The following is a 26,084-nucleotide window of genomic DNA, read 5'->3' as shown; positions in this document are numbered from 1 at the left end:
ATCGAAACATTTCGACAATTTATACTATAGATTATTCGAATTATATACTATAATATTAAACAATATCAATGAAAAACTGAATATTCGCTGGTTTTTATGGATATTTTTAAAAGGAATGTATAGAAAGGTGTTTTAACATGCAAGTATCGCAAGCAGTCAAAGAATTAACCGAAGACGTGGTTCGTTTTCGTCGTGAATTACATACAATCCCTGAATTAGGGTTAACTGAGTTCAAAACAAAGGAATACTTGCTGCGTCAGTTGCAATCCTTTGGGATCAAAGAAATCTATCCAGTGATTGAAACCGGCTTGATTGCTGTCTTTCGCAGCAATCGCCCAGGAAAGACGCTGGCCTTTCGAACGGATATCGATGCACTGCCGATCAAAGAAGAGACCGGTGTTTCCTTTGTTTCCAAACATGAAGGAAAAATGCACGCCTGCGGTCATGATGGCCATATGGCAACGATGCTAGGGTTTGCCAAATACTTAGCGACGCATCCTGAAGTGATTCGTGGAACGATCGTTTTGATTTTCCAACCAGCCGAGGAAAGCCCCGGTGGTGCTCAATTGATGATCGATGAAGGCATCTTACGAGATTTTGGCGTGGAAAAAATCGTGGGGCTGCACGTCTTCCCAGATTTTCCCGAAGGAGTCATTGCGAGTCGGAAAGGTCCGATGATGGCCCGTAACGGCGAGATCAATCTAACGATCAACGGCACGAGTGCCCATGGTGCCCAGCCTCATCAAGGACATGATGCCATTTTAGCTGCGGCTGCGATCATTCAAGGATTGCATTCGATCATTTCACGCAATATCAGCCCGCTTTCTGCTGGGGTCATCACTTTTGGGAAGATCCATGGGGGAGATGCGGAAAATATCATTCCCGGCAAGGTCGTTTTAAAAGGAACGATGCGGGCGTTTGAAGATGAAGTCTATGAAACGATGACGCGCAGAATCACCACTGTCGCACAAGAAATCGCCAAAGGATATGATTGCACGGCGGATGTTGAATTCGAACATCTTTATCGTGTCGTGGACAATGATCCTGAGATGGTGGAAGTGTTAGAAAAAGTGGTCGGGGAGAGCTACCGAGAAACACCGCCATATATGTTGGCAGAGGATTTTTCGATGTACCAAAAGGAGATCCCAGGCGTCTTTTTCTTTGTGGGTACCCGAAATGAAGAAAAAGGCTATGTCCACCCTTTACACAGCAGCAAAATGAATTTTGACGAAAAAAATCTATTGCAAGGCATCGAATGCTACGTTCGTTTGATCGAGGCGTTGAACGAGCCGACAGACAAGGAGTAAAGCGATGGCAAAAGAAATCAAGAACAATCACTTATACATTGACGGTTGCGATACCGTTGAGCTGGCAAAAACCTTTGGAACCCCCCTTTACGTGTATTCCGTTTCGGAGATTCGCGAAGAATGCCAAAAGATTCAGGCGCAGTTTTTGACGCGCTACAGCAAGACACGAGCAGCATATGCCGCCAAAGCTTTCTGTACTACAGCGATGCTGCAAGTGATCAAGTCAGAAGGACTTTCATTAGACGTGGTTAGCGGTGGGGAGCTGTATACAGCGATCCAAGCTGATTTTCCAGCAGAACACATCGAGTTTAACGGCAATAACAAATCCATTGAAGAATTAGCAGCCGCCCTTGATTATGGCGTGGGACGGATCATCGTTGATGGCATTCAAGAAGTCGGCTTGATCCGCGCGTTATGTCAAGAAAAGCAAGTCGTTGCTAAAATCTTGTTGCGCATCACACCCGAGGTTTCGGTCAGCACCCATCAATTTATCTCGACCGGACAAAAAGATTCAAAATTCGGGATTCCTTTAGATGAAGAAATCTTATTTCCGTTAGTGGAAGAAGTGATTCAAGCACCTGAATTGGATTTCTATGGCCTGCATTTTCATGTCGGCAGTCAATTGTCGGACAATCGCTCACATCTAGCGGCAGTTGATGCGGCTTTGGCCCTTGTCCAAACCATTCATGAACGTTTTGATTATTGGATCAAAGAACTAAATGTTGGCGGCGGCTTTGGCGTTCGATACACAGATGCAGATATTCGCCAACCCTACAGCTACTTTTTAGATCCTGTGATGGAAAAAATCGACGCCTTTTATGCGCAGCACCAGAGCGAACGTCCGACCATCGTTATTGAACCCGGTCGCAGTATCGTCGCAGAAGCAGGCATTAGTTTGCACACCATCGGCAGTATCAAGACATTGCCGGGAATCAGAACATACGCCAGCATTGACGGTGGCATGACAGACAATATTCGTCCTGGTCTTTATCAAGCAACTTATACTGGGATCTTAGCCAACCGCGCTTCCGAAGCAGCGACACAGAAGATCACCATTTCTGGTAAAGCTTGTGAGAGCACAGACATCTTAGTAAAAGATCTTGCATTACCGCCCGTTGAAACTGGGGATCTGTTTGCTACGTTCGCAACAGGAGCTTACGGCTATTCGATGGCCAGCAGCTACAATAATTTACAGATACCCGCAGTCGTCTTTGTGGAAAATGGCCAAGCGGAATTAGCCGTTAAACGCCAGTCCTACGAGCAAATGCTGCAAAATGAAGTGGTTCCTTCGTTTCTAAAAGAAGAAGCTTCCAGCAAGTAAAATTTTGAAAAGCAGGTGACAACATGACGATTCCTTATACAAAAATGCAAGGTGCGGGGAATGATTTTATCGTAATCGATAACCGCACATTGAAATTCTCCCATGAACAACTGTCGCAATTTGCTGCTCAAGTTTGCCATCGGAAATTTTCTGTCGGCGCGGATGCAGTCATGGCAGTGGATTTTCCCACAGGAACCGCTGATTTTCGGATGCGGTTTTACAATGCTGATGGGACCGAAGCAGAAATGTGCGGCAACGGCGCTCGCTGTATTGCCCGTTATGCCTTTGAGAAGGGAATTGCTGGCGAGCAGATGACCATCGAAACAGTTGCTGGCGATGTCCCCGCATGGCGCTTGTCGGCAAAACACTACAAAGTAACCTTGAATCCACCGACCGTGACTACATTTGATCAAGCGTACCCGAATCCAATGGTTTCTTTCGTGGACTATGTGGAATTGGGTGATCCAGGAATCCCTCATGCGGTGGTTCACTATCCTGGTCTGGCAGAAACTGAGTTGGAACAGCTAGCTGAACTTGCCAAAGAAATTCGCTATTGGGAAGTTTTCCCAAAAGGGGCCAATGTCAATTTCTATGAAGAAGACGAGAAAGGTGAGCTGATCGTTCGCACGTATGAACGAGGGGTGGAAGGTTTTACCTATGCGTGCGGCACAGGTTCTGGTGCCACTGCGTATGTCGTGACCAAACGTCACCAGCAAGCGGCAGCGAATGTCTTGCTGCACGTGTTAGGTGGCGAGTTAACGGTAGAAGTTGATGTTGATCAGGGCGCATTAGAATTGATCGGTGATGCGGTTATGGTCTCTGAAGGCTTGATTCTAGATGAGAATTTGACTCTGTAAACACTGTGAAAGTTATTGCAAAAAGATGATATTTTCGTGAAAAAAAGAATTGACATTCATTTGAGGCTATCGTATAGTTAAACACAAATTAAAAAACACGCGATGATAAGAAGAGTAAGTCAGTTTCGATTGGATCAGAGAGCTCGGATTGGTGAGAAAGAGCACAGCCGTTTGACTGAAGATGGCCTTGGAGCGTTTGGACGTGAGCAAAAGCAAGCGTGCAGCGGGATTGCCCGTTATAGCAAAGCAGTTGATAAACTGATAAGGTTGGCTGATTGTGCCAATGAATCAAAGGTGGTACCACGAACAAGGTTGTTTCGTCCTTTCTCTATGATGGAGAAAGGACGTTTTTTTATTATAAAAAGGGGGAACAAAAAAATGAAACAGTTGAAAAAGGGAGTCGTTGGATTAGTTGCTGCTGCTGTCTTAATTACATTGGCAGCTTGTGGCAATACTAGCAGCACAGAGGATACACAGTCTGGTGAAAACAGTGTAGATGCAGTGGAAGAAAAAGTCGTTGGAGTGGCACCAGGACCATATGGGGATATGGTGACAGAGGTGATCTCTCCATTACTGGAAGAAAAAGGGTATCAACTAACGACCAAAGTGTTTAATGATTATATTCAGCCGAACAATGCCTTGGCGAATGGCCAAATCGATGCCAATTTGTTTCAGCATACGGCCTATCTAGAAAAATTTTCGGCAGATAACCAGTTATCTCTTACGGCATTACAAAAAGTGCCAACATTGGGAATGGGCATCTATTCGAAGCAACTGTCCAGCTTGGATGAGTTAGCAGACGGGGCGACTGTTTCGATTGCCAATGATGCCTCAAATTTAGCTCGGACCTTGCAACTGTTAGCTGCCAATGAGTTGATCACCATCGCAGACAATATTGACGAAACGAAGGCAACGGTGAATGATATCGAAGAAAATCCGAAGAATCTGACATTTAAAGAATTAGACGCAGCCCAATTGGCTCGTTCGTTAGATACAGTTGATTTAGCTTTAGTACCAGGAAACTTCGCTTGGGCGGCTTCTCTTGATCCTGCAGATGCTTTGGCGTTGGAGTCGTTGAAAGAAGAATATAAAAATGTCTTTGTGGTGTCCTCCGAAGAAGAAGACAGTGATTTTGCTAAGGCAGTTACGGAAGTATTAGAAAGTGATGCATTTAAAGAAGCGATTGCCGAATCACCGTTCAGCAACTTTGATCAACCGAAATTTTGGACTGAGTAAGAAGGGCATATCTTATGGCAAAAATAGAAGTAAAACAAGTATCAGTGACATTCACTCATAAAAAACAAATCAAAAAAGCAGTGGATTCCGTTGATTTTTCCGTTCAAGCTGGAGAAGTATACGGGATCGTCGGATTGAGCGGGGCTGGGAAAAGTACCTTGGTTCGTACGTTGAATCTACTGCAGGTGCCCTCTAGCGGTCAAATTCTGATTGATGGTCAAGACATCACGCAAGCCAAAGGCAAGCACTTGCGTGAAGTACGACAAAAAATCGGGATGATCTTTCAGCATTTCAATCTGATCCATAATCGAACCATCAAGGAAAATTTAGCCTTTGCTTTGCGCGCTGGGCATTATCCGAAAGATCAGCAAGAAGCGAGGATCAAGGAACTGTTGGAAATGGTGGATCTGCCTCACAAAATTCACGAGTATCCGAATAATTTGTCTGGGGGAGAAAAGCAACGGATCGGCATTGCACGAGCGATTGCCAACGAACCTGAGATTTTGTTGTGTGACGAAGCTACCAGTGCGTTAGATGTTGAAACGACTGAAGAAATTTTGAAATTATTGATCCGAATCAAGGAACAGACAGGCATCACCATCGTCTTTATCACCCATGAATTGGATGTTGCTCGCAAGTTTTTTGATCGGGTAGCAGTGATGGAAAAGGGTCGCATCGTTGAAGAACAAACGACCTACGGCTTGTTCAGTCAGCCTAAACAGCCTATTACAAAAAAACTGGTAGGTCGCTACTTGGATCTGACGCTTCCCGAGGAGATTCTAGCATCCTTCACTGAAGGCGACTTGCTGGAATTGCGCTATCAAGGTGAGTATACGTTAGAACCGCTGATTTCGACTGTAGCTAAAGCCTACGATGTGTCGGTCAATATTATCCACGGAAAAATTGAGTATATCAAAAAAGATGTGATCGGTATTTTATATATCTATTTGACCGGACCCGCCGAAGAAGCAGCAAAAGCCCGAGCACACTTGGCTGCGAACGTCTTTTCTTTAAGAAAGATAGGTGAAGAAAATGGCTGATACGCTTGAGATTTTAAAAACAAACCTGCCCCAAGCACTATGGGAAACATTCTTCATGGTGGGAACTTCAGCAATTATAGGAGTAGTTTTCGGCTTATTGATTGGATTAGTCCTGTTTTTAGTCGGCAGTAACCTTTTTCATAAAAATGTTTTCTTGCATCATCTGGCCGATTTTGTCGTCAATGCAATCCGTTCGCTACCATTTTTGATCTTATTGATTACGTTGATTCCGTTATCAGCGGTGCTGATCGGTGATCCTTATACCCCGGCGGGCGGAGCGATTGCTTTATCGATTGCCGCGATTCCTTTTTACGCCCGAATCGCTGAATCCGCATTTGCCGAAATCGACTATGGCGTCCTTGAAGCTAGTGTCGCTTCCGGAGCATCGACGGGGCAAGTTATTCGCGAAGTGATTTTACCAGAAAGTCTGCCAGCTTTGATTCGCGGATTTGTGTTAACTTTGATCAGTCTTTTAGGCTACTCGGCGATGGTGGGAACGATTGGCGCAGGCGGCATTGGCGATTTAGCGATTCAGTATGGTTATTATCGCTATGAAACGGCGATTTTGATTGTGGTGATTCTCTTGTTGATCCTTTTGGTACAACTCATCCAATGGATCGGCGATGCTTGTGCAAATTATTTCTCGAAATAAAAATGAATTCTGTGTAGTTCCTTTTCGGATACACTTGAATTATCGCTTCTGTTATTACTCTACAGAAGCGATTTTTTTGCTTATCGGTCACTGATTTTTGGTTGCGCCACTAGTGGTTTTTCGGTATGCTGATGGTGAGTTGTTTTTTACAGCGAAAATTATATTTTAAAGGAGCAACACTATGACTCAAATTCCTAATTGTCCAAATTGCCAATCTGAATACGCTTATGAAGATCGCGGGCTGTTTGTTTGTCCTGAATGCGGAAACGAATGGCAAGAGCAACAAGCGGCGGAAGAAGCACCCGTATACAAAGATGCCAATGGCAATATTTTAGTAGATGGTGATACAGTAACGGTCATCAAAGACTTGAAAGTCAAAGGCGCATCTGGCGCCATCAAACAAGGAACGAAAGTGAAAAACATCAAATTAGTCGAAGGCGACCATAACATTGATTGCAAGATCGATGGCTTCGGCCCAATGAAACTAAAATCAGAATTTGTAAAAAAAGGTTAAAAACAAAATCTTCCAGTCATCTTCATAATTTTTTCACCACTTTAATGGTAAAATAAGGTCAAAGATTAAAAGGGGGAATTTTATCGTGTATGGTATGGGCGGATACGGGTTCGGCTTTTTTTATGACCCGACTTTCATTCTCGTAATTATCGGTATGGTGATTTCGCTAGCAGCGTCAGCGTATGTCAAAAGTACCTTTAACAAATATGACAAAGTCAGAAGTAAAAATAATATTACCGGCACAAAAGCGGCGCAGTACATCTTGCAGAGCCAAGGAATCAATAATGTTGGTGTGCAAGCGATCGCTGGTGATTTGACGGATAATTACAATTCTGGCAACAAAATGTTGAGTTTATCGCAATCCACCGCACAATCAACTTCGGTAGCAGCAATCGGTGTTGCGGCCCATGAGTGTGGTCACGCAGTCCAAGATGCCAAAGGCTATTTTCCTTTGCGCTTGCGTCATGCGATCGTACCGATCGCCAATATCGGAACCAGCATCTCGATCCCGTTGATTTTGATCGGGGTACTATTACGAGGCTCGTTTCTGATCAACTTAGGTTTGTTGGCTTTCTCATTGGCGTTTATTTTCCAATTAGTGACCTTGCCAGTCGAGTTCGATGCCTCAAAACGGGCGATCCGTATTTTGGCAGATGGTGGCTTGTTAACAGAAGAGGAAGTACCACAAGCGAGAAGAGTGCTCTTTGCCGCAGCGTTGACCTATGTCGCAGCTGCCGTAGCAACCTTATTGCAACTCTTACGTTTGATTATTTTATTTGGTAATAACAACCGTCGGAATTAATCGACAGTGTGACAGAAAAAAGACCAGCTCAGCATCCTGAACTGGTCTTTTTTCGTTATTCTACTATTAAGTAAACGTAATAGACATTTTCAACGCTTTTTAAATTTTCTTCAGATAGATTGTTTTCCATTTCAGCATATAGTTTGACGTCACCGCCCTTGGCAATATAAAGCAATGGAATTTCTTGTTTTTTCTCAATGTTAAGCTCGTTATTGGGAATACTAGTGCTAGCTCCAGTGGGAGATAAACTATCTTCTCCAAGGGACGTATAGTGGAATTTAGATAAGTCGGTCATTGTATTTGATGAGGAACCATTTGAAAATAAATCAACGAAGAGGAGAGAATCGCTCTTAGTAATTCCTATGTTCAAATAGCCATTATAGTCACTTCTTGGCTCTGTTATCAGGGAAGCGACTATTTTGTGTTCTTTTATCTCCCCTTTTTGATAATAATCAAAGTAAACCGTCATGGACTCAGCCACTGTGTTAAATTTCAGTTGTGAGCCAAAATCCAACAATAAACTAGAAAGGTCCATAGGGTTCTCTAGCTGAACAAGGTGATTATTGGGGACGCCAGCTACTTTTTTACTAGGGAAAGGACTGTAATTATAGTAATAACAATAAAGCATGGTAGGTAGCCCTATCACGAGCAAGAATGCGAAAAAAATCTGTAAAGGATTTCGAGACCGGATTAGTGTCTTGACAGTATCTGGTGCTTTTTGGTTTTTAGCAGTCATTGTCTTCTTCCTCCAAAATTGTGGCTTCTATAGAATCTCTTTTGGGAGACAATAGAATCTGATTGTTTCCTTATCGGAAAATGATTACCGGAAGGTGTCATAAAAAAATAATTTAAATATATATCTATAATCTCAAAGATAACCAAAAAGCGCAATCAAATTTTGATATTTATTGAGGGCACTCCTTATTGGGGAATAATCATTCAGAGCACATTACTTGGCAGACAAAAATAGCAGAATAGTTAGCTCTATCCTGCAAAAGAAAAATTATCTTAGCGTAGAAGGCAGGAATCGAACCTGCACCTCGTCTTTGCCAAAAATAACCAGAAATACGTTCCGATCATTTTTACCAAAACGAGTAAAGCGCCAGACTTCATCTACACTTTGTATTATGCCAAAGAGAGTTCAACGATTTCGTAAGAAGCAATGAAAAAATTGCAAAAAGTTGTGCAGAAAACATGAAGGTTGTTTAAGAAAGAGTAACCTTAGAATGCCAGCGTGAAAAAGGAGGAATCAGCTGCATCGAAGCGTAAAGCGCTTCGTTTGGAAACCTCCGTTTTTTCTGAAAAAATCAGATAAAGTTTTCTTGACATTTGTGAGGTGAGAATGTATCATTCTGTTTGGGCACTCTTTACAAGAGTCAGAAAGTGATTTAGAATTTTCGCTCCCTATTCATTTATGGATAGGGAGCTTTTATTATTTTCTAAATGCTTTTCCTGTAAAATAGATTAAAGGAGTTTTTCAGTTTATGACAAAATATATTTTTGTAACCGGCGGTGTGGTTTCTTCTATTGGTAAAGGGATCGTAGCAGCATCATTAGGACGTTTGTTGAAAAATCGCGGCTTGAAAGTAACCATTCAAAAATTCGATCCGTACATCAACGTCGATCCAGGAACGATGAGCCCATATCAACATGGTGAAGTATTCGTAACCGATGATGGAGCAGAGACCGACTTAGACTTAGGTCACTATGAACGCTTTATCGATATCAATTTGAACAAATACTCAAATGTAACAACTGGAAAAATCTATTCAGAAGTTTTGCGGAAAGAGCGTAAAGGAGAATACTTAGGCGCGACTGTTCAAGTGATCCCGCACATCACCAACGAGATCAAAGAAAAAATCATGCGGGCAGCCAAAATGACTGATTCAGATGTGATCATCACAGAAGTCGGCGGAACAGTAGGGGATATTGAATCATTGCCGTTTCTAGAAGCTTTGCGTCAAATGAAGGCAGACGTAGGTGCGGACAACGTGATGTACATCCATACGACGCTGATTCCTTATTTGAAAGCAGCAGGCGAAATGAAAACAAAGCCGACACAACATAGTGTGAAGGAACTGCGCGGCTTAGGGATTCAACCAAATATCTTGGTCGTTCGGACAGAACAACCTGTAGGACAATCAACAAAAAACAAATTGGCACAATTCTGTGACGTGGCACCAGAAGCCGTGATCGAATCTCGTGACGTTGAGACCCTGTATTCGATCCCATTGGCACTGCAAGCGCAAGGCATGGATCAAATCGTGTGTGATCATTTGAAACTGACTGCACCAGTTGCTGACATGACTGAATGGCAAGCATTGGAAGAAAAGGTACTGAATTTGAAGAAAAAAGTACGCATTGCATTAGTCGGAAAATACGTGGAATTGCCAGATGCTTATCTATCAGTTGTCGAAGCCTTGAAACATTCTGGTTTTGCCTTTGATGCAGACATCGAGATCGATTGGATCAAAGCCCAAGAAATTACACGAGAAAACGTGGATTCTTACTTAGGTGAAGTAGACGGGATCCTTGTTCCTGGTGGATTTGGTGATCGCGGGATTGAAGGGAAAATCGAAGCGATCCGTTATGCTCGGGAAAATGATGTGCCATTCTTAGGGATTTGTCTTGGGATGCAAATGGCTTGTGTGGAATATGCCCGCAATGTCGTTGGCTTGGAAAATGCCAATTCCGCAGAAACGGATCCTGAAACAGCCAACAACATCATTGACTTGATGGCTGACCAAGAAAACATCGAAAACTTAGGTGGAACATTGCGTTTAGGCTTGTATCCATGTAAAGTGAAAAAAGGCACCAAAACAGCTGCAGCTTATGATGGGGAGGAAGTTGTTCAAGAACGTCACCGTCATCGTTATGAATTTAATAACAAATATCGTGAAATCTTTGAAGCAAATGGTATGGTCTTCTCAGGTGTGTCACCAGACAATCGTTTGGTTGAGATCGTTGAGATTCCAGAAAACAAATTCTTCGTGGGTTGCCAATTCCACCCAGAATTGATTTCTCGTCCAACTCGCCCACAACGCTTGATCAAAGCATTTGTTGGAGCTTCATTAGATAACCGCCAAGCATAATAATCGCTAGCGGCAAAATCAAGCAATGAATGTGCGAAACTCCTCATCTCAAGATGGGGAGTTTTTTGAGTTGCGCGATCCCAGTAATCCGTAAAAGGTTGAAACTTGCTTGAGCGTTGGTAGAAGCTATCCCTTTTTGCACACAAAAAAACTTCCGTCAAAGCGACCGGAAGTTTCTGACTGATGCATTATTTTTTTCGCTAACAGTTCGAATGAAATCCGCCAGCGGTAACGCATGTTGATTTGCTGGTGCCTAGAGAGGATTATTCTTTTAGCTTATACCCTTGGTCTAAGAGCATTTCCTCTGTACGTTCCATGCTGATCCCATTTTCGGTGTTTCCTTCAAAACTAACCCCAGGCAATTATTTCGCTGAATCATAATCCAACTCATCATAATTGATGGTCAATGATTCAGTCGCTTCACTATCTGTATAGTCGAGGGAATAGTCCAACCCTTTGACTTGCTGATACTGCTCTGCGATCGGATCAAGTACCGTCTGTGCTTCTTCTTTGGTCGTTACCCCAATCGCTGAATACGGCATGACATTGTTCGCAGTCTGGGTTTTTACTTTATCGCCTTCATAAGTGAAGACCAGTTCCATCGAAACCCCATTTTGATCCATTGTGAATGTTTTGGTTTCTTCTTTGGCCCCCGAGCTGCAACTTGCCAAGAAAAGAACCCCGATGACTGCCAAAAATCCAATAAGCGCTTTTTTCATTTTATCCCTCCTTTTTTACATGATAATATAGCTGCTTTCACAAGGCTATTCTTATGCTCAGAGGAGAAGAAGGAAGGATTTACTGGAAAATTATGATAAAATGACGAAAAAATATGTGAAATTTTTCTCGAATTTTCACACGCTGATTTGTTATCTAACGACCGCATATAGGAGAGCAAAACCTTACAGAATCGTAGACTTTCAGAAAAGATGATGAAAATGCTGGATTTTTATATTTGTGCAATCTTTTTTTGAAAAGAGAAATTCCTCTTTTTAGTAGCAAATACCGCAAATCTTTGCTAAAATAGCATTGTCGGTTAAGCATTGCTTAACAAATAAAGTTTTTCAAAACTTAGGAGGAATTTTTTATGCCAGTAGTATCAGGAGCTGAATTCTTAAAAGCTGCTCGTCAAGGCGGATATGCAGTCGGCGGATTCAACACAAACAACTTAGAATGGACACAAGCGATTTTAAAAGCTGCTGAAGCGAAAAAAGCGCCAGTTCTAATCCAAACTTCAATGGGTGCTGCCAAATATATGGGCGGATACAAAGTTGCTAAAGACATCGTTACAAACTTGGTTGATTCAATGAACATCACTGTTCCAGTTGCAATCCACTTAGACCATGGTGATTACGATGCAGCAATGGAATGTATCGAAGTTGGTTACACTTCTGTTATGTTTGATGGCTCTCACTTACCATTTGAAGAAAACTTGAAATTGGCTAAAGAAGTTGTCGAAAAAGCACACGCAAAAGGCGTTTCTGTTGAGTGTGAAGTTGGTTCAATCGGCGGAGAAGAAGATGGAATCATCGGTTCTGGCGAATTAGCTGACATCGAAGAATGTAAACAAATGGTTGCAACTGGTATTGATTACCTAGCTTGCGGAATTGGTAACATTCACGGTCAATACCCTGAAAACTGGAAAGGCCTTGCTTTTGACCACTTACAAGCAATCGCTGATGCAGTAGGTTCTGATGTACCATTAGTATTACACGGTGGTTCTGGTATTCCTCAAGACCAAATCGAAAAAGCAATCTCAATGGGTGTTTCTAAAGTAAACGTAAATACTGAATTCCAATTATCATTTGCTAAAGCAACTCGTGAATACATCGAAGCTGGCAAAGATAAAGAAGGCAAAGGATTCGACCCTCGTAAATTATTAGCACCAGGTGTTGCTGCAATCGTTAAAGATGCAGAAGAACACATCGACTGGTTCGGTTCAGCTGGTAAAGCTTAATCTTAATCAAAGATCAAAACTCTTAGAATCACTGATTCTAAGAGTTTTTTTGTTTTCTAAGAAAATATTCTTGATGCGGGGATCAAAAATATACTGCATCTTTTTTCTTTGTGTAATCTGTGCTAAAATTGGAATGATACACATAAATTAAAAAAGAGTATAGGTGGAATTCAATGAAAAAAATTGTCATCAACGGCAATCGTCCCTTAAAAGGTGAAGTCACCATTAGCGGCGCAAAAAACAGTGCAGTCGCATTGATCCCGGCAGCGATCTTAGCTGATTCACCGGTCATTTTAGAAGGAGTGCCCGACATCCAAGATGTGCACTCATTAATTGAGATTATCGAAATCATGGGCGTGAAGACCCATTTTGAAAACAATACGCTAGAGATCGATCCAACCAATATCGTTTCGATCCCGATGCCTAACGGAAAAATCAATAGTCTACGGGCTTCGTATTATTTCATGGGGGCATTATTGGCGAAGTTTGGTGAAGGCGTCGTTGGGTTGCCTGGCGGCTGTTTCTTAGGCCCGCGACCAATCGATTTGCATATCAAAGGCTTCGAAGCACTTGGCGCAAAAGTCACCAACGAGCATGGCGCCATGTATTTGCGTACCGAAGAAGAAGGCTTGACTGGCGAACGGATTTTCTTAGATATGGTCTCCATCGGAGCAACAATCAATGTAATGCTGGCAGCAGTAAGAGCCAAAGGCAAAACGATCATTGAAAATGCTGCACGGGAACCTGAGATCATTGATGTCGCGACCCTTTTAAATAATATGGGAGCGAAAATCAGAGGTGCAGGTACCAATGAAATTCGTATCGAAGGTGTGGAAGAACTGCACGGTTGTCGTCATTCTATTATTCCAGACCGAATCGAAGCAGGAACCTATCTTTCTTTAGCCGCAGCAGCGGGCGAAGGCATTACAGTCAAAAATGTGATTTATGAGCATCTAGAAAGCTACATTGCGAAATTGGAAGAAATCGGTGTGCGAATGGATATCAGCGAAGATGAAATCTATGTGCATCCCTCAAAAGAGTTGAAACCAGCGACTGTGAAAACTTATCCTTATCCGGGATTTGCCACAGACCTGCAACAGCCGATCACACCATTATTGCTAAAAGCAAAGGGAACATCGGAGATTATGGACACGATTTATGCCAAACGGGTCAACCATATTCCTGAATTAGCACGGATGGGCGCACAAGCAACGACAGAAGGCAACATGATTTTTGTCAGCGGACCGAGCCAATTGCACGGAGCAGAAGTTGTCGCTTCTGATTTGCGGGCAGGGGCTTGTCTAGTTATTGCCGGATTGATGGCGACTGGCACGACTAGCGTCTTTAATGTCGAGTACATTTTGCGCGGCTATGATCATATCATCGAAAAACTAACGGCTCTTGGAGCTGATATTCAAATGATAGAGGAGTAATTATGAGCGATTATCTTACGATGGCAGAGTTGGAAAACAAAACCTTAAAAGAGATCTACACCTTTGCCAAAGAGTTTCGAATTCCTTATTACAGCCAAATGAATAAAAAAGAATTGTCATTGGCTGTGATACGGGCGCAGGCGGAAAAACAAGGCTTCTTTTATATGGAAGGAATCTTGGATATCGTAGGCCAAGAAGGCTATGGTTTTTTACGTCCAATCAACTATGGACCGAGTGCAGAAGATATCTATATTTCTTCTTCACAGATTCGTCGGTTTAGTTTGCGTAATGGCGATAAAGTCGCCGGTAAGGCGCGCCCGCCTAAGGAATCTGAACGCTATTATGGATTGATGCACGTTGAGTCTGTTAACGGCAAAGATCCAGAAGATGCCAAAGAGCGCCCGCATTTTCCAGCGCTGACGCCCCTTTATCCGAACCGTCATTTAAAATTAGAAACAACGTCAGGACGTCTTTCGACTCGGATGATCGATATGCTGGCGCCAGTGGGTTTTGGTCAACGGGGACTGATCGTTGCCCCGCCTAAAGCTGGGAAAACCAGTATATTGAAAGAAATTGCCAATGGGATTACGGACAACTATCCTGAGGTGGAATTGATCGTACTTTTGATCGACGAGCGTCCAGAAGAAGTAACTGATCTAGAACGTAGTGTCAAGGGTGACGTGGTTTCTTCAACCTTTGACCTACAGCCTAGCAATCATACCCGTGTTTCAGAATTGGTACTAGAACGGGCGATGCGCTTGGTGGAAGACAAGCGTGATGTCGTGATTTTGATGGATAGTATCACTCGTTTGGCGAGAGCTTATAACTTAGTCGTTCCTCCAAGCGGACGTACACTAAGCGGCGGGATCGATCCAGCTGCTTTGTACAAACCGAAGAAATTCTTTGGCGCTGCCCGCAATATTGAAGAAGGCGGTAGTTTGACGATCCTTGCCACAGCTTTGGTAGATACCGGCAGCCGCATGGATGATGTCATCTATGAAGAGTTTAAAGGAACCGGCAATATGGAGCTGCAGCTTTCTCGCAGCCTCGCAGAACGCCGGGTCTTCCCAGCGATCGACATCAAGAAATCTGGTACCCGTAAAGAAGAATTGCTGATGAGCAGTGAACAATTGGAGGAAACTTGGCGCATACGCAACAACATGTTGGGGGATTCCTTGGAGTTCACAGAACAATTCATTCAATTCTTGCGCAAAACGAAAAAGAATGAAGAGTTTTTAGCGGCTTTTCATGATGTCCATTTCGGAGACAAGCGGCCAAAAAGAAATATAAAAAGATAATTGCATCTAAAATCCAAACATGGTAAGATAGTCATGTTGTAAAATCGACAAATCAACTCTGGTGAAGCAAATGAGCCAGGGCAAAGGAGAGAAGAAGAAATGAAACAAGATATCCATCCAGATTATCATCCAGTTGTATTCATGGACTCAACTACTGGTTTCAAATTCTTATCAGGTTCTACAAAGAATTCTCAAGAAACTGTTGAGTGGGAAGACGGCAACACGTATCCATTGATCCGTGTCGAAGTAACTTCTGATTCACATCCATTCTACACTGGACGTCAAAAATTCACACAAGCAGACGGACGTGTGGACCGTTTCAACAAAAAATACGGTCTCAAAGACAACAACGCTGCAGAATAAGACAAATAAATGTAAATGTTGTTTCGATAACATTTCTGAGGTTTCCCTTTTACGAGGGAAACCTTTTTTGTTTTTATAGGTAATAGACACTCAACTGCTAAACCGAAAGAAACCATTCAGAATCTGTTACAAACAAAGTAAAAGGAATCAATAAATCTGTAGGCAAGAATGTGGAAATTAGCACTGTAACGAATCCTATCTAGTAATTTTCGAAATGGAGCAATGATCAAGAGTGGTTTGATTTAATCATCGATTATTATTGAATATTCAAACTTCAATTGACATTTATCTTGAATAAAATTATCATTAAATTAATAATATTCCGTTATAAGTTTCTTATTTTTGACTTATTTTATCGAGTTCACACGATTTTTATTGAGAAAAGTAGATAGTTCTCTCTTTAAGAACCAGTTTCTATTCTACATAATTAAAGACCACTCACTAGCTATGCTTTAACGAATCACATCCAAAACAATCAAGAAAGGAAGAGACATGTTTTCATTTAAGAAAAAGAAGGAAGTCATTAATTTCCCAGAACTAAGCAACCATAATGAACGTACATACCCGAAAAAATTGAAAAAGATTGTGGCTCAATTAGAAACCTGTAAATCAGAGGATTTGAATTATATTGCTGAATGTATTTTACAAAAGATGGGATATACCGTCCAAAACATCGATGGTTACAAAGATGGTGGTATTGATGTGTATGCTTTTTCTAATAATAAAAAGGCAATAGCGGTCCAATGTAAAGCCTGGAATCCGCAAAAGACAACGGAGCGGATCAGTAAGCCACTTGTTGCCGCATTTAAAGGGATTTTTCCAGACAAAGGGTTTCCCAATGGGCTTTTCATCACTACACATTTTTTTACAGATCAAGCATTAGAAATAGCCGGTGATAATCTACTGCTGGTTGATAGAAAAAAACTGATTGAGCTTCTTGCACATTTTTATCCAGAGATGATCAGTGAGTTGTTTTATTATAAAACCTTGACGGAATTAGAAGAATGCAAGAGTTGTAAAAATGGGAAGAAGTTGAAACTCTACAATAAGAAGAAGCGCAATTATTACTATATCTGCGAAACGTGCGGTGAGTATAGCTCTTTTCATTATTCGTCATGAAAAAAAACAAGAGAAAAGCGTAATGAATGAACGGATATCCGTTATTCATTACGCTTTTTTCGCGACTTATGTCACAGTCATTTTTTTTCTCAAATTAATTTTAACAAATGTGTCCTATACGTCGGGTGTAATGACTAAAACAGCCTCGTTTGTTTCGGTAGGTTCGTAGCCAGCTTCCCGTGTTTTTGACGACTTAAAGTGTATTTGAATAGAAGAAAACGTAAGAAATGGCAATCAAGCAAACCAACAATAAACCAGAGAGTGACAGAAAAAGCAGCATGATTCGTTTCTTCTTCAATCCAAGTACAAGTATCACTACATTCAATAGAAAGAAAACAAGTAAAATCGCTAAATATTCCATAACTGGTCCTCTTTTACGTTTTTATTTATCTTACCAGAGATTGGCTGCTTTTCCTAGCAGAAATTGGCTGAAAATGGCTTATTCAAGCGTCTTTCAAAATACTGTAAGTTAAATGAATTAAGGAAAACCAAGAGAACTTTTATGGCTCTGAGACGCTTGCGGCTTGTTTTTGCCAAGCATCATATTTTAACAATAAGTACTCGATCACAAAGAAAAGTGTGGCGGTCGTTTCAAAGGGAGCGATCGCATTTTCGGTTGACTGGATCTCTGGATTTAAAAAGAAAATCGTTTCAGAACAGAGTTTAGAAACCGTTGAGTTTCTCAGCTTCGTGATCCCGATCGTGTTGATATTGCGCTGTTTCAGTTGCTTTGCTAGTTTGACAACGGTGGGTGACTCACCGTTTAAAGTAATCAAAATCACTAAATCATCTGGCTCGATGATGCGATAAAATTGTTCATTGACTGAGATCGCACCAAAATCGTAGACAAGTAGTCCATTAGGCAAAAATAAGAGTTTCATATAATTGGAAACAAGGTTTTGAATGTCCCCTGAACCATAGACAAAGATTCGTTTGGCATGAGCCATCATCTTGCACAATGCTGTAAAATCTTTCTTTTTTAAATTTTCAATCGTTTGAATATGATTGTCTAGAATTTCGCCTTCAATCTCAGAGAGTAGGGCATTTTCTTGTTGTACCTCGTTCTTTAAATGGTATTTGAATTCTGAAAAGCCATCAAAGCCGATTTTTTGACAAAAGCGCATAATCGTCGTCCTAGAAACGATGCACTCCTTGGCTAAATCATTGATGGACATTGCCAAGCAGTGCTTTTTGTGAGTGGTGATGTAGGACCAGATCAAAAAGTCATTCTCGGTTAATCTTGACTGGTAGGTAGTGATACGGTCTTGCAGCATAGGCTATCTCCTCATTTTATCTCTCCATTGATTCTGTGTGACAATTCACATTTTATGTGAAAAAAACCTTTCAAATGTGAGAAACTTTTAAACAACGGAAAAGGGTTTCATAGCATCATTTTAATAGTAAAATGAGAATCAGTAAAGCGCTTAACTAAAAAACGTGAAGGACGAAAAACTATGATGAAAAAAATTCAAAGGTTCGGCGGAGCGATGCTGGCACCGGTCATGCTGTTTTCCTTTTTCGGGATCGTTATCGGCTTTTCTCTGCTATTTTCGAATCAGACGATTATGGGGGATATCGCAGCACCAGATACCCTCTGGTTCAAATTTTGGAATGTGATCGCAGCAGGAGGCTGGACGCCCTTCTTCCAATTACCGCTTTTATTTGTAGTAGGGCTGCCGATCAGTCTAGCTAAAAAATACGCCGCTCGCGCTACGATGGAGGCACTCGTTACTTATATCGCTTTTAATTATTTTGTAAATGCAATTTTAACTTTGTGGCCAGAATCATTTGCGGTAGATTTAGCTCAAGGGGCAACTGCTGGTTCTGGGTTGACCTCGATTGCAGGAATCATCACCTTAGATACCGGCATGATGGGCGGCTTGCTGATTTCGGGAATCGTTGTCTATCTCCACAATCGCTTCTATGAAAAAGAATTGCCAGAAATGCTGTCGAATTTCAGCGGATCAGTCTTTGTAACCATGATTTCCTTTTTTGCCATGGTTCCTTTGGCAGTACTCATGTGTTTTGTCTGGCCAGTTATCCAAGAGGGAATGAGAAGCATGCAAGGCTTTTTCATTGAATCAGGAAACTTCGGTGTCTTTATTTATCAGTTCTTGCAAAAAATACTGATTCCAACAGGCTTGCATCACTTTGTTTATGCACCGTTTGCCTATGACAGTGCGGTTGTCGAAGGGGGAATGGCCGTTTATTGGGCCTCCCACATTGGCGAGTTCCAAACTACTGCGTTTTCGCTGAAAGAGCTCTATCCGTTTGGCGGTTTCTCACTATCAGGAATGTCGAAAGTCTTTGGAACGGCAGGTCTGAGTTTAGCGATGATCCAAGCGGCTCGGCCTGATAAAAAGAAAAAAGTGATCGCATTGATTGCACCGGCAGCATTGACGGCTATTTTGACCGGAATCACTGAACCAATCGAGTTTACTTTCTTGTTTGTTGCACCAGCATTATGGTTTGTTCATGCTTTACTGGATGCTTCGATCGCCACAATCTCCTATGCTTTCGGGGTTGTCGGGGACTTTGGCGGCGGATTGATCAACTGGTTAGGTCTAAATTGGCTGCCCTTGTGGAAATTTCACAGTTCAACTTATATTACCCAAATCATTATCGGGCTGATTTTTACCGCTATCTGGTATTTTGTGTTCTCCTTTATGATCAAGAAGTTCAACTTAAAAACGCCTGGACGTGAGGATGATACTGCAGCAATGCAGTTGTATACAAAAGCAGATTATGACAACAAAAAACAAGATGAAAAATTACCAAAACATGTGCGGCAAGCACAGGCCTATATGCACTTGGTAGGTGGGAAAGACAATGTCATTGATGTAACGAATTGTGCGACACGGCTGCGTTTGACTGTTAAGGATGCCGACAAAGTTGCAGATAGTACGCAGTTTCAAGAAGCAGGTGCCTCAGGATTGGTCAACCCTGGAAATGGCGGCATTCAAATCATTGTAGGATTAACGGTACCAACGGTTAGAGAATCATTCGAAGAACTAATGGCCGAATAAAACAGAATCACAAGGAGGAACAAGTACCATGAGTAAGAAAAAAAGTTCAATTTTAATTGCAGGTGGCGGAAGTACCTATACACCATCGCTAGTTATGATGTTATTAGAAAGTCAAGAGCGCTTTCCAGTTAGAAAAATCAAATTTTATGACAACGATGAAAAGCGACAAGAAACCGTAGCAAAAGCTTGTGCGATCATTATTGCCGAGCGAGCGCCAGAAGTACAGTTCGAATATTCAACCGATCCAAAGGAAGCTTTTACGGATGTCGATATCGTAATGGCACAGCTTCGTGTCGGCAAATATGCTATGCGGGAACAAGATGAGAAAATTCCTTTCAGGCATAATGTTGTCGGACAAGAGACCTGCGGACCTGGTGGTTTAGCTTATGGCCTGCGCTCGATTGGACCGATCTTAGAACTAGTCGACTACATGGAAAAATACTCGCCAGATGCCTGGCTTTTGAACTATTCCAACCCAGCAGCAGTCGTTGCCGAAGCGACCAGAAGATTCCGACCAAATTCAAGAATCATCAATATTTGTGATATGCCAGTTTGTTTGGAAGATATCATGGCGCGAGTGATTGGGTTGAAGGATCGGAAAGAATTTGAGACGAGCTATTTCGGCTTGAATCATTTTGGCTGGTGGACCAGCATCAAAGACCATGACGGCAATGACTTGATGCCACAAATCAGTGCGCATGTTCAAAAGTACGGCTACACCGAACAAACACAAAAAGGCCAGCATAAAGAAAGCAGTTGGCTGGAAACGATGTGGGCGGCTAAAGATCTGCACGAAATTGAACCAGAATTTTTATCGAATACCTATCTGAAATATTATTTGATGGCTGATGAAACGGTGGCTCATGCGGACAAAGAGTATACCCGTGCCAATGAGATCATTGACGGACGAGAGAAGTATGTGTTTGATGAATGCCGACGAATCGTTGCAAACAACACAGCAGTTGATACAACATTTGCCTCAAACGAACATGCTTCCTTTATTACAGACCTTGCTTGCGCACTAACCTTTAATACGAAAGAACGCATGATTCTTATTGTTGAAAACAACGGCGCAATTGCCAACTTTGCCCATGATGCAATGGTGGAACTGCCTTGTCTAGTTGGAAAAGATGGCTACGAAGTCTTGTCGATCGGTGATATTCCAACATTCCAAAAGGGATTGATGGAGCAGCAGATCGCATCTGAAAAATTGGCAGTTGATGCTTGGGAACAAGAGTCTTACCAAAAATTGTGGCAGTCCTTTACTATGAACAAAACTGTACCAAGTGCGAAAGTCGCCAAAGAAATATTAGATGAAATGATTGTGGCGAACGAACCATATTGGCCAGAACTTAAATAGGTCCAGCAGGTAAAAAGGAAAGGGATCGGCTGAAGGAATTTCCTTCAGCCGATCATAAACAAAGAATGGAAATCAAACACAAATTTCAAGTAATCTATTTTGTTCAATATGCAACGATGGCGATTTTGATGACACAAATCGTTCCTTTTTTAACTGAGCAAGGCTATGATGCGTTTGAAAGAGGCTGGTTTTTAGCCTCCTACAGCATCACGACAATTCTTTTTCAGTTAGTGATCGGCTATTATTCGGACAAGAGCAAACGATTAAAACGTATTTCGCTGCTTCTGATGATCTTTCTGGTTTTCTTCTCCATTAGTTTTTATTGGTTAGGAAAAGACCACTGGCTGATCCATTTTCTGGTATTGGCTATTGCGGGTGGATTAGCCAATACAACAGCAACGGTGCTCGATAACTGGGTATTATCGGAGTCCAGTACTTCAAAAAGAATTGCTTCAATCAAAGCAAACGGCTCTTTAGGGTGGAGTATGATGAGTGTCTGCGTGCCATTCTTTTTATTTTCCAATAATTATCGCTGGTTTAGTTTGCCGCTGCTCCTCTTTTTGCTTATCAATTATACATTTTCACGAACGATCCCAGAGAAAAACGCCTTACCGCAAAAGCAAGGAACAGCAACAAACAGCGGTGTCTCGCTGGCAGACATTCTTCTGTTATGCAAAGACCGACGCTTTTTGGTTTATACGGGACTGTTCTTTCTCTTGTACTTGACGATCGTTGCGAACAATACGGTCGTTATCGACAAGCTGATTACAATGGAAAGAGGCAGTGAATTTGTTGGTCTGAAATGGTCGATCCAATCCTTTTGTGAAATTCCAGCGTACCTTTTGCTGAATCGCATGATTGCTAAATGGAAAAATGAGCGCTTGATTTTGATTGCAGGCATATTTTTAACCTTACAATTTTTTGTCTATTGGCTTGCTAGTAGCCCATTCTTACTTTTGGCAGCCAGTTTTCTGCAGTTTTTCACTGTACCGGCATTTACCATCGGCAGTCGAATGATTATCAGTGCTATTACACCGCCAGCTGTTTTTTCTTCTGGACAACTGATATCGATCAGTGTGTACATTGGTGCGGCATCGTTTCTTTCGCCATTAGCTGGCGGCTTTCTTTCGCAGGTGCTGTCCCTCGATACTGCCATCTTTATCTTTGGTTTATTGCCCTTCGTAGCTTTTCTTATCTATTCTAGCTGTCAGAGAACACTGTCGGCAATCTAAGGAGGAATTACGGATGCTTTTTAAAAGAAAAATAGAAATTTGTGCACCGGCAACAGGCCGACTGCTACCGATCGAAGAAGTACCAGATGAGGTATTTTCGTCTAAAATGATGGGAAATGGATTTGCCGTTTCTCATCATCACGGAAAAATCTATGCACCAGCAGCCGGGACGGTTCGAACGATTTTTCCAACACAGCATGCCTTAACCGTTGAGTTGGTGGATGGCCGTTCCCTTTTGATCCACATGGGAATTGAAACAGTGGCGTTAGCAGGGGAGCCCTTCACGATCGCGGTCCAAGAAAACCAGTCAGTCACGACAGGTGAGCTGCTGGCAGAAATGGATGTAGCAGCAGTTGAGGAAATGGGCAAAGAGACCATGGTGATCGTTGTCTTCATGGAGGAACAAGGCGGGAAGTGCCTGCGAACTGACGGCGATATTCAGCAAGGAGAAGCTGTTTTTCACTTGAAATAACCGAATAAAAAAGGAGCGCATTCTCTTAGTTTCAAAGAGAGGCGCTCCTTTTTATTTACGAACCCGTAGAAATATAGTTCTTCAAACCTACTCGCCAAAAGAAGAAGGCGGGAAAGGCAAAGAGCAGACAAACCAACGGCGATAAGATCCACCAAGGATTAGTTATGCGACCAATGACATACAAGAATGGATAATACTGAAACCAAGCCATCGGCACGACGTAGGTCAACAAACGCAAGACGTGTTTTCCGTAGATACTAAATGGGTAGCGACCAAATTCTCGGGCACCATCGGTAAAAATATTCATAAATTCAAGTCCTTGGATCGTAAAGAAGGAAATGGCGGCATACACTAAGAACAATAGGGCGAAAAAGAGGGCGCCGCAGACGATCATTAGAAAAAGAGTCAGGACATTTCCAAAATGCCAAGCAATTCCACTATTGGGAATCGCATACGCAAACAACAGCAAGGCTTGAATAAAACGACCGAGACGAGAGAACTCCATTTTGGAAGCTAAGACTTGAAAGATCAAGGATCGAGGACGCACGAGTGCCCGATCGAACTCGCCATTACTGATCATTTGTGGAAAAAGATCGAACCCGCGAAAGAAGCATTCCGCAATCGAAAAGGCAAACAAAACCGTCGCAAAGGAAAGCAGGACTTCCTCAAAGGTAAAGCCATCCACTTGATGAAACCGGGCAAACATAAACCAAATGCCTAAAAAAGCGGTAAAGGAACCTAGAAATTGTCCCAAAGCAGTTAACACAAAGGAAACCTTATACTGCATCTGACTTTTGAGATGAATACAAAAATAATGCCAATAAACCATATTCCTTAACCTCCTTGCACAACGACACGCTTGAGTGCCTGCTGCAGCCAAATTTTTCCGATCACGATCAAAAGTATGAGCCAAAACGCTTGTAAGAGCAATGCTGAAACAAGCGCAAAGCCAGTCAGATCCCCGTTGTAAATTCGCAGCGGGACGTTTTGCATGGAAGCAAAAGGCAATAGTTCCACGAATTGGCGAAAAGGCTGTGGAAAGAAAGGCAGAGGAATGACCCCGCCAGCTAAAAATTCACCGATGGAGCTGATGACGATCCGCACCCCGATGGAGGAAAATGTGTAAAAAGTCGAGATATAGACCAGCTGCGACATAGCGATCACTACACCTAAACTCAGCGCCATAGACAAAAGAAACAAGAACAGGGCAACGATGTTTGTTGGCAGAATCAAGCGATAAGGTGCTGGCAGTAAAAAGGCAATCACAAAAATCGGTCCGCAACGCAAGAGGGCTTTTGCTAAGCGATTGGCAGCCGATTGGCAAAACCAGCGATTGTATAGATCCATCGGCCGCACAAGTTCGTAGGCGATCGTCCCTGTGGTGATGGTATTGAAAATTTCTGCCTCAAAGAACCACAACATAAATAAAGACAAGAAGGCTTGCTGGAGCCAAACATAGGAGACGGTTTGTTGAAAGGTCATGGGAAAGGCACTAGGATTTGCTTGGTAAAAGGCGTGGAATGCCAGAATTTCCATCAAGCCCCAAGCTAGTTGCGTAGCCATCCCGGCAATCGCCGCCGAGCGGTATTGCAAGGTATTGATAAAGCGAATGCGGAAAAATGCCTGATACTTCCTCATATTTGATACTCCTGATACAGCTTAGCGACCATTTCTTCGGCGGTGATACTGGCAACGGCCAAATCGGTGATCTCGACTTGATTGCTGAGCAGACTGAGCAGCTGAGCGACCGACACTTCTTTGGGATTAAGTTTCAGAACAAGGCGACCAACGTCTTTTTGAAGCAGCTGGACGTTTTCTGGCAGATGAGGTTCATTCCCTTGATAGTCGATCTCCAGCGTTTTGACATCAGAAAAACGATGCTTTAGTTCATCGAGGCGACCATCCAGCAAAATTTGCCCTTTGCCGATCAACAGAATTCGCTGTGTCAGCGCCTCGATATCTTGCATATCGTGGGTCGTCAGGATGACTGTGGTGCCTTTTTCTTGGTTTCTTTTTTTAATAAACTGACGCACGGCAATCTTTGATACAGCATCTAAACCGATGGTGGGTTCATCAAGAAATAAGATTTTGGGGTCATGGAGTAAGGAGGCGGCGATCTCACAGCGCATACGCTGACCGAGACTCAAGGACCGAGCAGGGGTTTTTAAGATCTCACCTAAATCTAGTAAGGTGACTAATTCTTCTAGGTTGCGCTGATAACTAGCAGCGTCGACTTTGTAGATATCACGGATCAAATCAAAGCTGTCATTGACGGGGACATCCCACCAGAGTTGACTGCGCTGCCCGAAGACGACGCCGATGTCTTTGACATGTTGAATACGTTCTTGCCAAGGCGTACGACCATTGATGTGACAAATGCCTTGATCAGGGGTCAAAATCCCGCACATGATTTTTATGGTGGTACTTTTTCCAGCACCATTAGGCCCGATGTAGCCAACCATTTCGCCTTCATTGATGGTAAAGCTGATGTCTTGCAACGCATGGACGGTGGTGGTTTCACGAGAAAGAAATGCTTTGGCTGCTTGGCGAAAGCCGCTTTTTCGCTTGGACACTTGGAAGGTCTTGCTGAGGTGTTCTACTTGGATCATTTGGATTCACTCACTTTCTTTTGACAAACGCGACAAAAAGAGCATTCGAAATCGAATACTCGCAACGAGTTGGTCCAAACGAACATGGTTGGGGCAGCGGTTCGTCAGCCAAACAAAAGTAGGAACAGTGTAGCATAAGAGAGCGCTTTTTTCAAACACTACTTATATTTTTTTGAGGGCAGCGAAAGAAAAAACGTGGTTTGTTGGATAAAATACGCAAAATAACTGTTTTTATTTTTTATTTGTTGTAAATACTGAGGAAACTCAGTATCATTAGAAACAAGCCGATAGCGGCTAAGCAGTTTCTGGATATATGGGGAACCAAGTGATGGACTGTGTCATGATTTGTCGTAACCCAATCCTGCAAAATGCAATGAGCAAACAATGGAGGAGA

The 26,084-nt window shown here is 42.4% G+C and carries 25 protein-coding genes and 1 other annotated feature; of the genes, 19 read left to right on the top strand and 6 right to left on the bottom strand.

The features are described from left to right. The first annotated feature begins 137 nt into the window (after positions 1 to 137). The 8 genes from IGI94_RS13370 to IGI94_RS13335 all read left to right on the top strand — a co-directional run bounded on the left by IGI94_RS13370 (position 138) and on the right by IGI94_RS13335 (position 7,729). Positions 138 to 1,307, top strand: coding sequence for a M20 metallopeptidase family protein (locus tag IGI94_RS13370; RefSeq protein WP_016621702.1), 1,170 nt, complete (start codon positions 138 to 140; stop codon positions 1,305 to 1,307). A 4-nt stretch (positions 1,308 to 1,311) separates the two neighbouring features. Then, positions 1,312 to 2,628, top strand: a complete 1,317-nt coding sequence (gene lysA / locus IGI94_RS13365; protein WP_005233959.1) for a diaminopimelate decarboxylase — start codon at positions 1,312 to 1,314, stop codon at positions 2,626 to 2,628. Between the two features lie 23 nt (positions 2,629 to 2,651). Further along, a complete protein-coding gene (gene dapF / locus IGI94_RS13360) occupies positions 2,652 to 3,485 on the top strand; it encodes a diaminopimelate epimerase (RefSeq protein WP_086298072.1) in 834 nt (277 codons plus the stop codon). A gap of 93 nt (positions 3,486 to 3,578) precedes the next feature. Beyond that, positions 3,579 to 3,813 (top strand) — a binding site (T-box leader). Between the two features lie 50 nt (positions 3,814 to 3,863). After that, positions 3,864 to 4,721: a MetQ/NlpA family ABC transporter substrate-binding protein gene (locus IGI94_RS13355; RefSeq protein ID WP_438899870.1), complete on the top strand. Its 858-nt coding sequence runs from the start codon at positions 3,864 to 3,866 to the stop codon at positions 4,719 to 4,721. Between the two features lie 14 nt (positions 4,722 to 4,735). Continuing rightward, the gene (locus IGI94_RS13350; RefSeq protein ID WP_016612797.1) at positions 4,736 to 5,761 is read left to right on the top strand and encodes a methionine ABC transporter ATP-binding protein; all 1,026 of its coding nucleotides are present in this window, start codon (positions 4,736 to 4,738) and stop codon (positions 5,759 to 5,761) included. Beyond that, positions 5,754 to 6,413 (top strand): methionine ABC transporter permease, encoded by a 660-nt coding sequence (locus IGI94_RS13345; protein ID WP_005233963.1) that lies wholly within the window; start codon positions 5,754 to 5,756, stop codon positions 6,411 to 6,413. Before IGI94_RS13350 ends, IGI94_RS13345 begins: the two co-directional genes overlap by 8 nt. Before the next feature lie 181 nt (positions 6,414 to 6,594). After that, positions 6,595 to 6,927 carry a zinc ribbon domain-containing protein YjdM gene (locus IGI94_RS13340; protein WP_005233964.1) on the top strand — a complete coding sequence of 111 codons (333 nt, stop codon included), beginning with the start codon at positions 6,595 to 6,597 and terminating at the stop codon, positions 6,925 to 6,927. A gap of 94 nt (positions 6,928 to 7,021) precedes the next feature. After that, positions 7,022 to 7,729, top strand: coding sequence for a zinc metallopeptidase (locus tag IGI94_RS13335; protein ID WP_016612795.1), 708 nt, complete (start codon positions 7,022 to 7,024; stop codon positions 7,727 to 7,729). A 55-nt stretch (positions 7,730 to 7,784) separates the two neighbouring features. Here IGI94_RS13335 and IGI94_RS13330 read toward each other — a convergent pair whose 3' ends face one another. Continuing rightward, positions 7,785 to 8,465 carry a hypothetical protein gene (locus IGI94_RS13330; protein WP_008380519.1) on the bottom strand — a complete coding sequence of 227 codons (681 nt, stop codon included), beginning with the start codon at positions 8,463 to 8,465 and terminating at the stop codon, positions 7,785 to 7,787. Positions 8,466 to 9,213: 748 nt separating this feature from the next. Here IGI94_RS13330 and IGI94_RS13325 point away from each other — a divergent pair. Next, on the top strand, positions 9,214 to 10,821 hold the full coding sequence (locus IGI94_RS13325) for a CTP synthase (protein WP_008380521.1): 1,608 nt from the start codon (positions 9,214 to 9,216) through the stop codon (positions 10,819 to 10,821). Positions 10,822 to 11,183: 362 nt separating this feature from the next. Here IGI94_RS13325 and IGI94_RS13320 read toward each other — a convergent pair whose 3' ends face one another. Further along, a complete protein-coding gene (locus tag IGI94_RS13320) occupies positions 11,184 to 11,540 on the bottom strand; it encodes a YehR family lipoprotein (RefSeq protein WP_438899869.1) in 357 nt (118 codons plus the stop codon). Positions 11,541 to 11,908: 368 nt separating this feature from the next. Here IGI94_RS13320 and IGI94_RS13315 point away from each other — a divergent pair, with 368 nt between their 5' ends. From IGI94_RS13315 to IGI94_RS13290, 6 genes are all read left to right on the top strand, one after another. Then, positions 11,909 to 12,778, top strand: a complete 870-nt coding sequence (locus tag IGI94_RS13315; protein WP_005228297.1) for a class II fructose-bisphosphate aldolase — start codon at positions 11,909 to 11,911, stop codon at positions 12,776 to 12,778. 173 nt (positions 12,779 to 12,951) lie between these two features. Beyond that, positions 12,952 to 14,211 carry a UDP-N-acetylglucosamine 1-carboxyvinyltransferase gene (locus IGI94_RS13310; RefSeq protein WP_005233977.1) on the top strand — a complete coding sequence of 420 codons (1,260 nt, stop codon included), beginning with the start codon at positions 12,952 to 12,954 and terminating at the stop codon, positions 14,209 to 14,211. A 2-nt stretch (positions 14,212 to 14,213) separates the two neighbouring features. Then, positions 14,214 to 15,509 carry a transcription termination factor Rho gene (rho, locus tag IGI94_RS13305; RefSeq protein WP_144330902.1) on the top strand — a complete coding sequence of 432 codons (1,296 nt, stop codon included), beginning with the start codon at positions 14,214 to 14,216 and terminating at the stop codon, positions 15,507 to 15,509. Between the two features lie 99 nt (positions 15,510 to 15,608). After that, the gene (locus tag IGI94_RS13300; RefSeq protein ID WP_008380527.1) at positions 15,609 to 15,872 is read left to right on the top strand and encodes a type B 50S ribosomal protein L31; all 264 of its coding nucleotides are present in this window, start codon (positions 15,609 to 15,611) and stop codon (positions 15,870 to 15,872) included. 492 nt (positions 15,873 to 16,364) lie between these two features. Beyond that, positions 16,365 to 16,991 (top strand): restriction endonuclease, encoded by a 627-nt coding sequence (locus IGI94_RS13295; RefSeq protein WP_008380529.1) that lies wholly within the window; start codon positions 16,365 to 16,367, stop codon positions 16,989 to 16,991. Between the two features lie 227 nt (positions 16,992 to 17,218). Beyond that, on the top strand, positions 17,219 to 17,464 hold the full coding sequence (locus tag IGI94_RS13290) for a hypothetical protein (RefSeq protein WP_016608418.1): 246 nt from the start codon (positions 17,219 to 17,221) through the stop codon (positions 17,462 to 17,464). Between the two features lie 27 nt (positions 17,465 to 17,491). On the opposite strand, the gene IGI94_RS13285 is transcribed toward IGI94_RS13290, so the two are convergent. After that, positions 17,492 to 18,265, bottom strand: a complete 774-nt coding sequence (locus tag IGI94_RS13285; protein WP_010749961.1) for a MurR/RpiR family transcriptional regulator — start codon at positions 18,263 to 18,265, stop codon at positions 17,492 to 17,494. A 180-nt stretch (positions 18,266 to 18,445) separates the two neighbouring features. On the opposite strand from IGI94_RS13285, the gene IGI94_RS13280 reads away from it, so the two are divergent. From IGI94_RS13280 to IGI94_RS13265, 4 genes are all read left to right on the top strand, one after another. Then, positions 18,446 to 20,017, top strand: a complete 1,572-nt coding sequence (locus tag IGI94_RS13280) for an alpha-glucoside-specific PTS transporter subunit IIBC (protein ID WP_016612789.1) — start codon at positions 18,446 to 18,448, stop codon at positions 20,015 to 20,017. A gap of 28 nt (positions 20,018 to 20,045) precedes the next feature. After that, complete coding sequence (locus tag IGI94_RS13275; RefSeq protein WP_010749959.1) at positions 20,046 to 21,377, top strand: 6-phospho-alpha-glucosidase; 1,332 nt, start codon at positions 20,046 to 20,048, stop codon at positions 21,375 to 21,377. Positions 21,378 to 21,442: 65 nt separating this feature from the next. Further along, positions 21,443 to 22,609, top strand: a complete 1,167-nt coding sequence (locus IGI94_RS13270) for an MFS transporter (protein WP_438899868.1) — start codon at positions 21,443 to 21,445, stop codon at positions 22,607 to 22,609. 13 nt (positions 22,610 to 22,622) lie between these two features. Next, on the top strand, positions 22,623 to 23,081 hold the full coding sequence (locus tag IGI94_RS13265) for a PTS sugar transporter subunit IIA (protein WP_016612787.1): 459 nt from the start codon (positions 22,623 to 22,625) through the stop codon (positions 23,079 to 23,081). Positions 23,082 to 23,136: 55 nt separating this feature from the next. Here IGI94_RS13265 and IGI94_RS13260 read toward each other — a convergent pair whose 3' ends face one another. Genes IGI94_RS13260 through IGI94_RS13250 form a run of 3 tightly spaced genes read right to left on the bottom strand, consistent with a single transcriptional unit; the run spans position 23,137 to position 25,690 of the window. After that, positions 23,137 to 23,910 carry an ABC transporter permease gene (locus IGI94_RS13260; protein WP_016612786.1) on the bottom strand — a complete coding sequence of 258 codons (774 nt, stop codon included), beginning with the start codon at positions 23,908 to 23,910 and terminating at the stop codon, positions 23,137 to 23,139. 5 nt (positions 23,911 to 23,915) lie between these two features. Then, positions 23,916 to 24,719: an ABC transporter permease gene (locus IGI94_RS13255; RefSeq protein ID WP_438899867.1), complete on the bottom strand. Its 804-nt coding sequence runs from the start codon at positions 24,717 to 24,719 to the stop codon at positions 23,916 to 23,918. Next, complete coding sequence (locus IGI94_RS13250; RefSeq protein ID WP_016612782.1) at positions 24,716 to 25,690, bottom strand: ABC transporter ATP-binding protein; 975 nt, start codon at positions 25,688 to 25,690, stop codon at positions 24,716 to 24,718. Before IGI94_RS13250 ends, IGI94_RS13255 begins: the two co-directional genes overlap by 4 nt. Positions 25,691 to 26,084 lie beyond the last annotated feature (394 nt).

Source organism: Enterococcus sp. AZ149 (assembly GCF_051714285.1).
GTDB lineage: Bacteria > Bacillota > Bacilli > Lactobacillales > Enterococcaceae > Enterococcus_D > Enterococcus_D entomosocium.
Note: the sequence above shows the minus strand (reverse complement) of the source record. Positions and strands in the feature narration are given on the sequence as shown.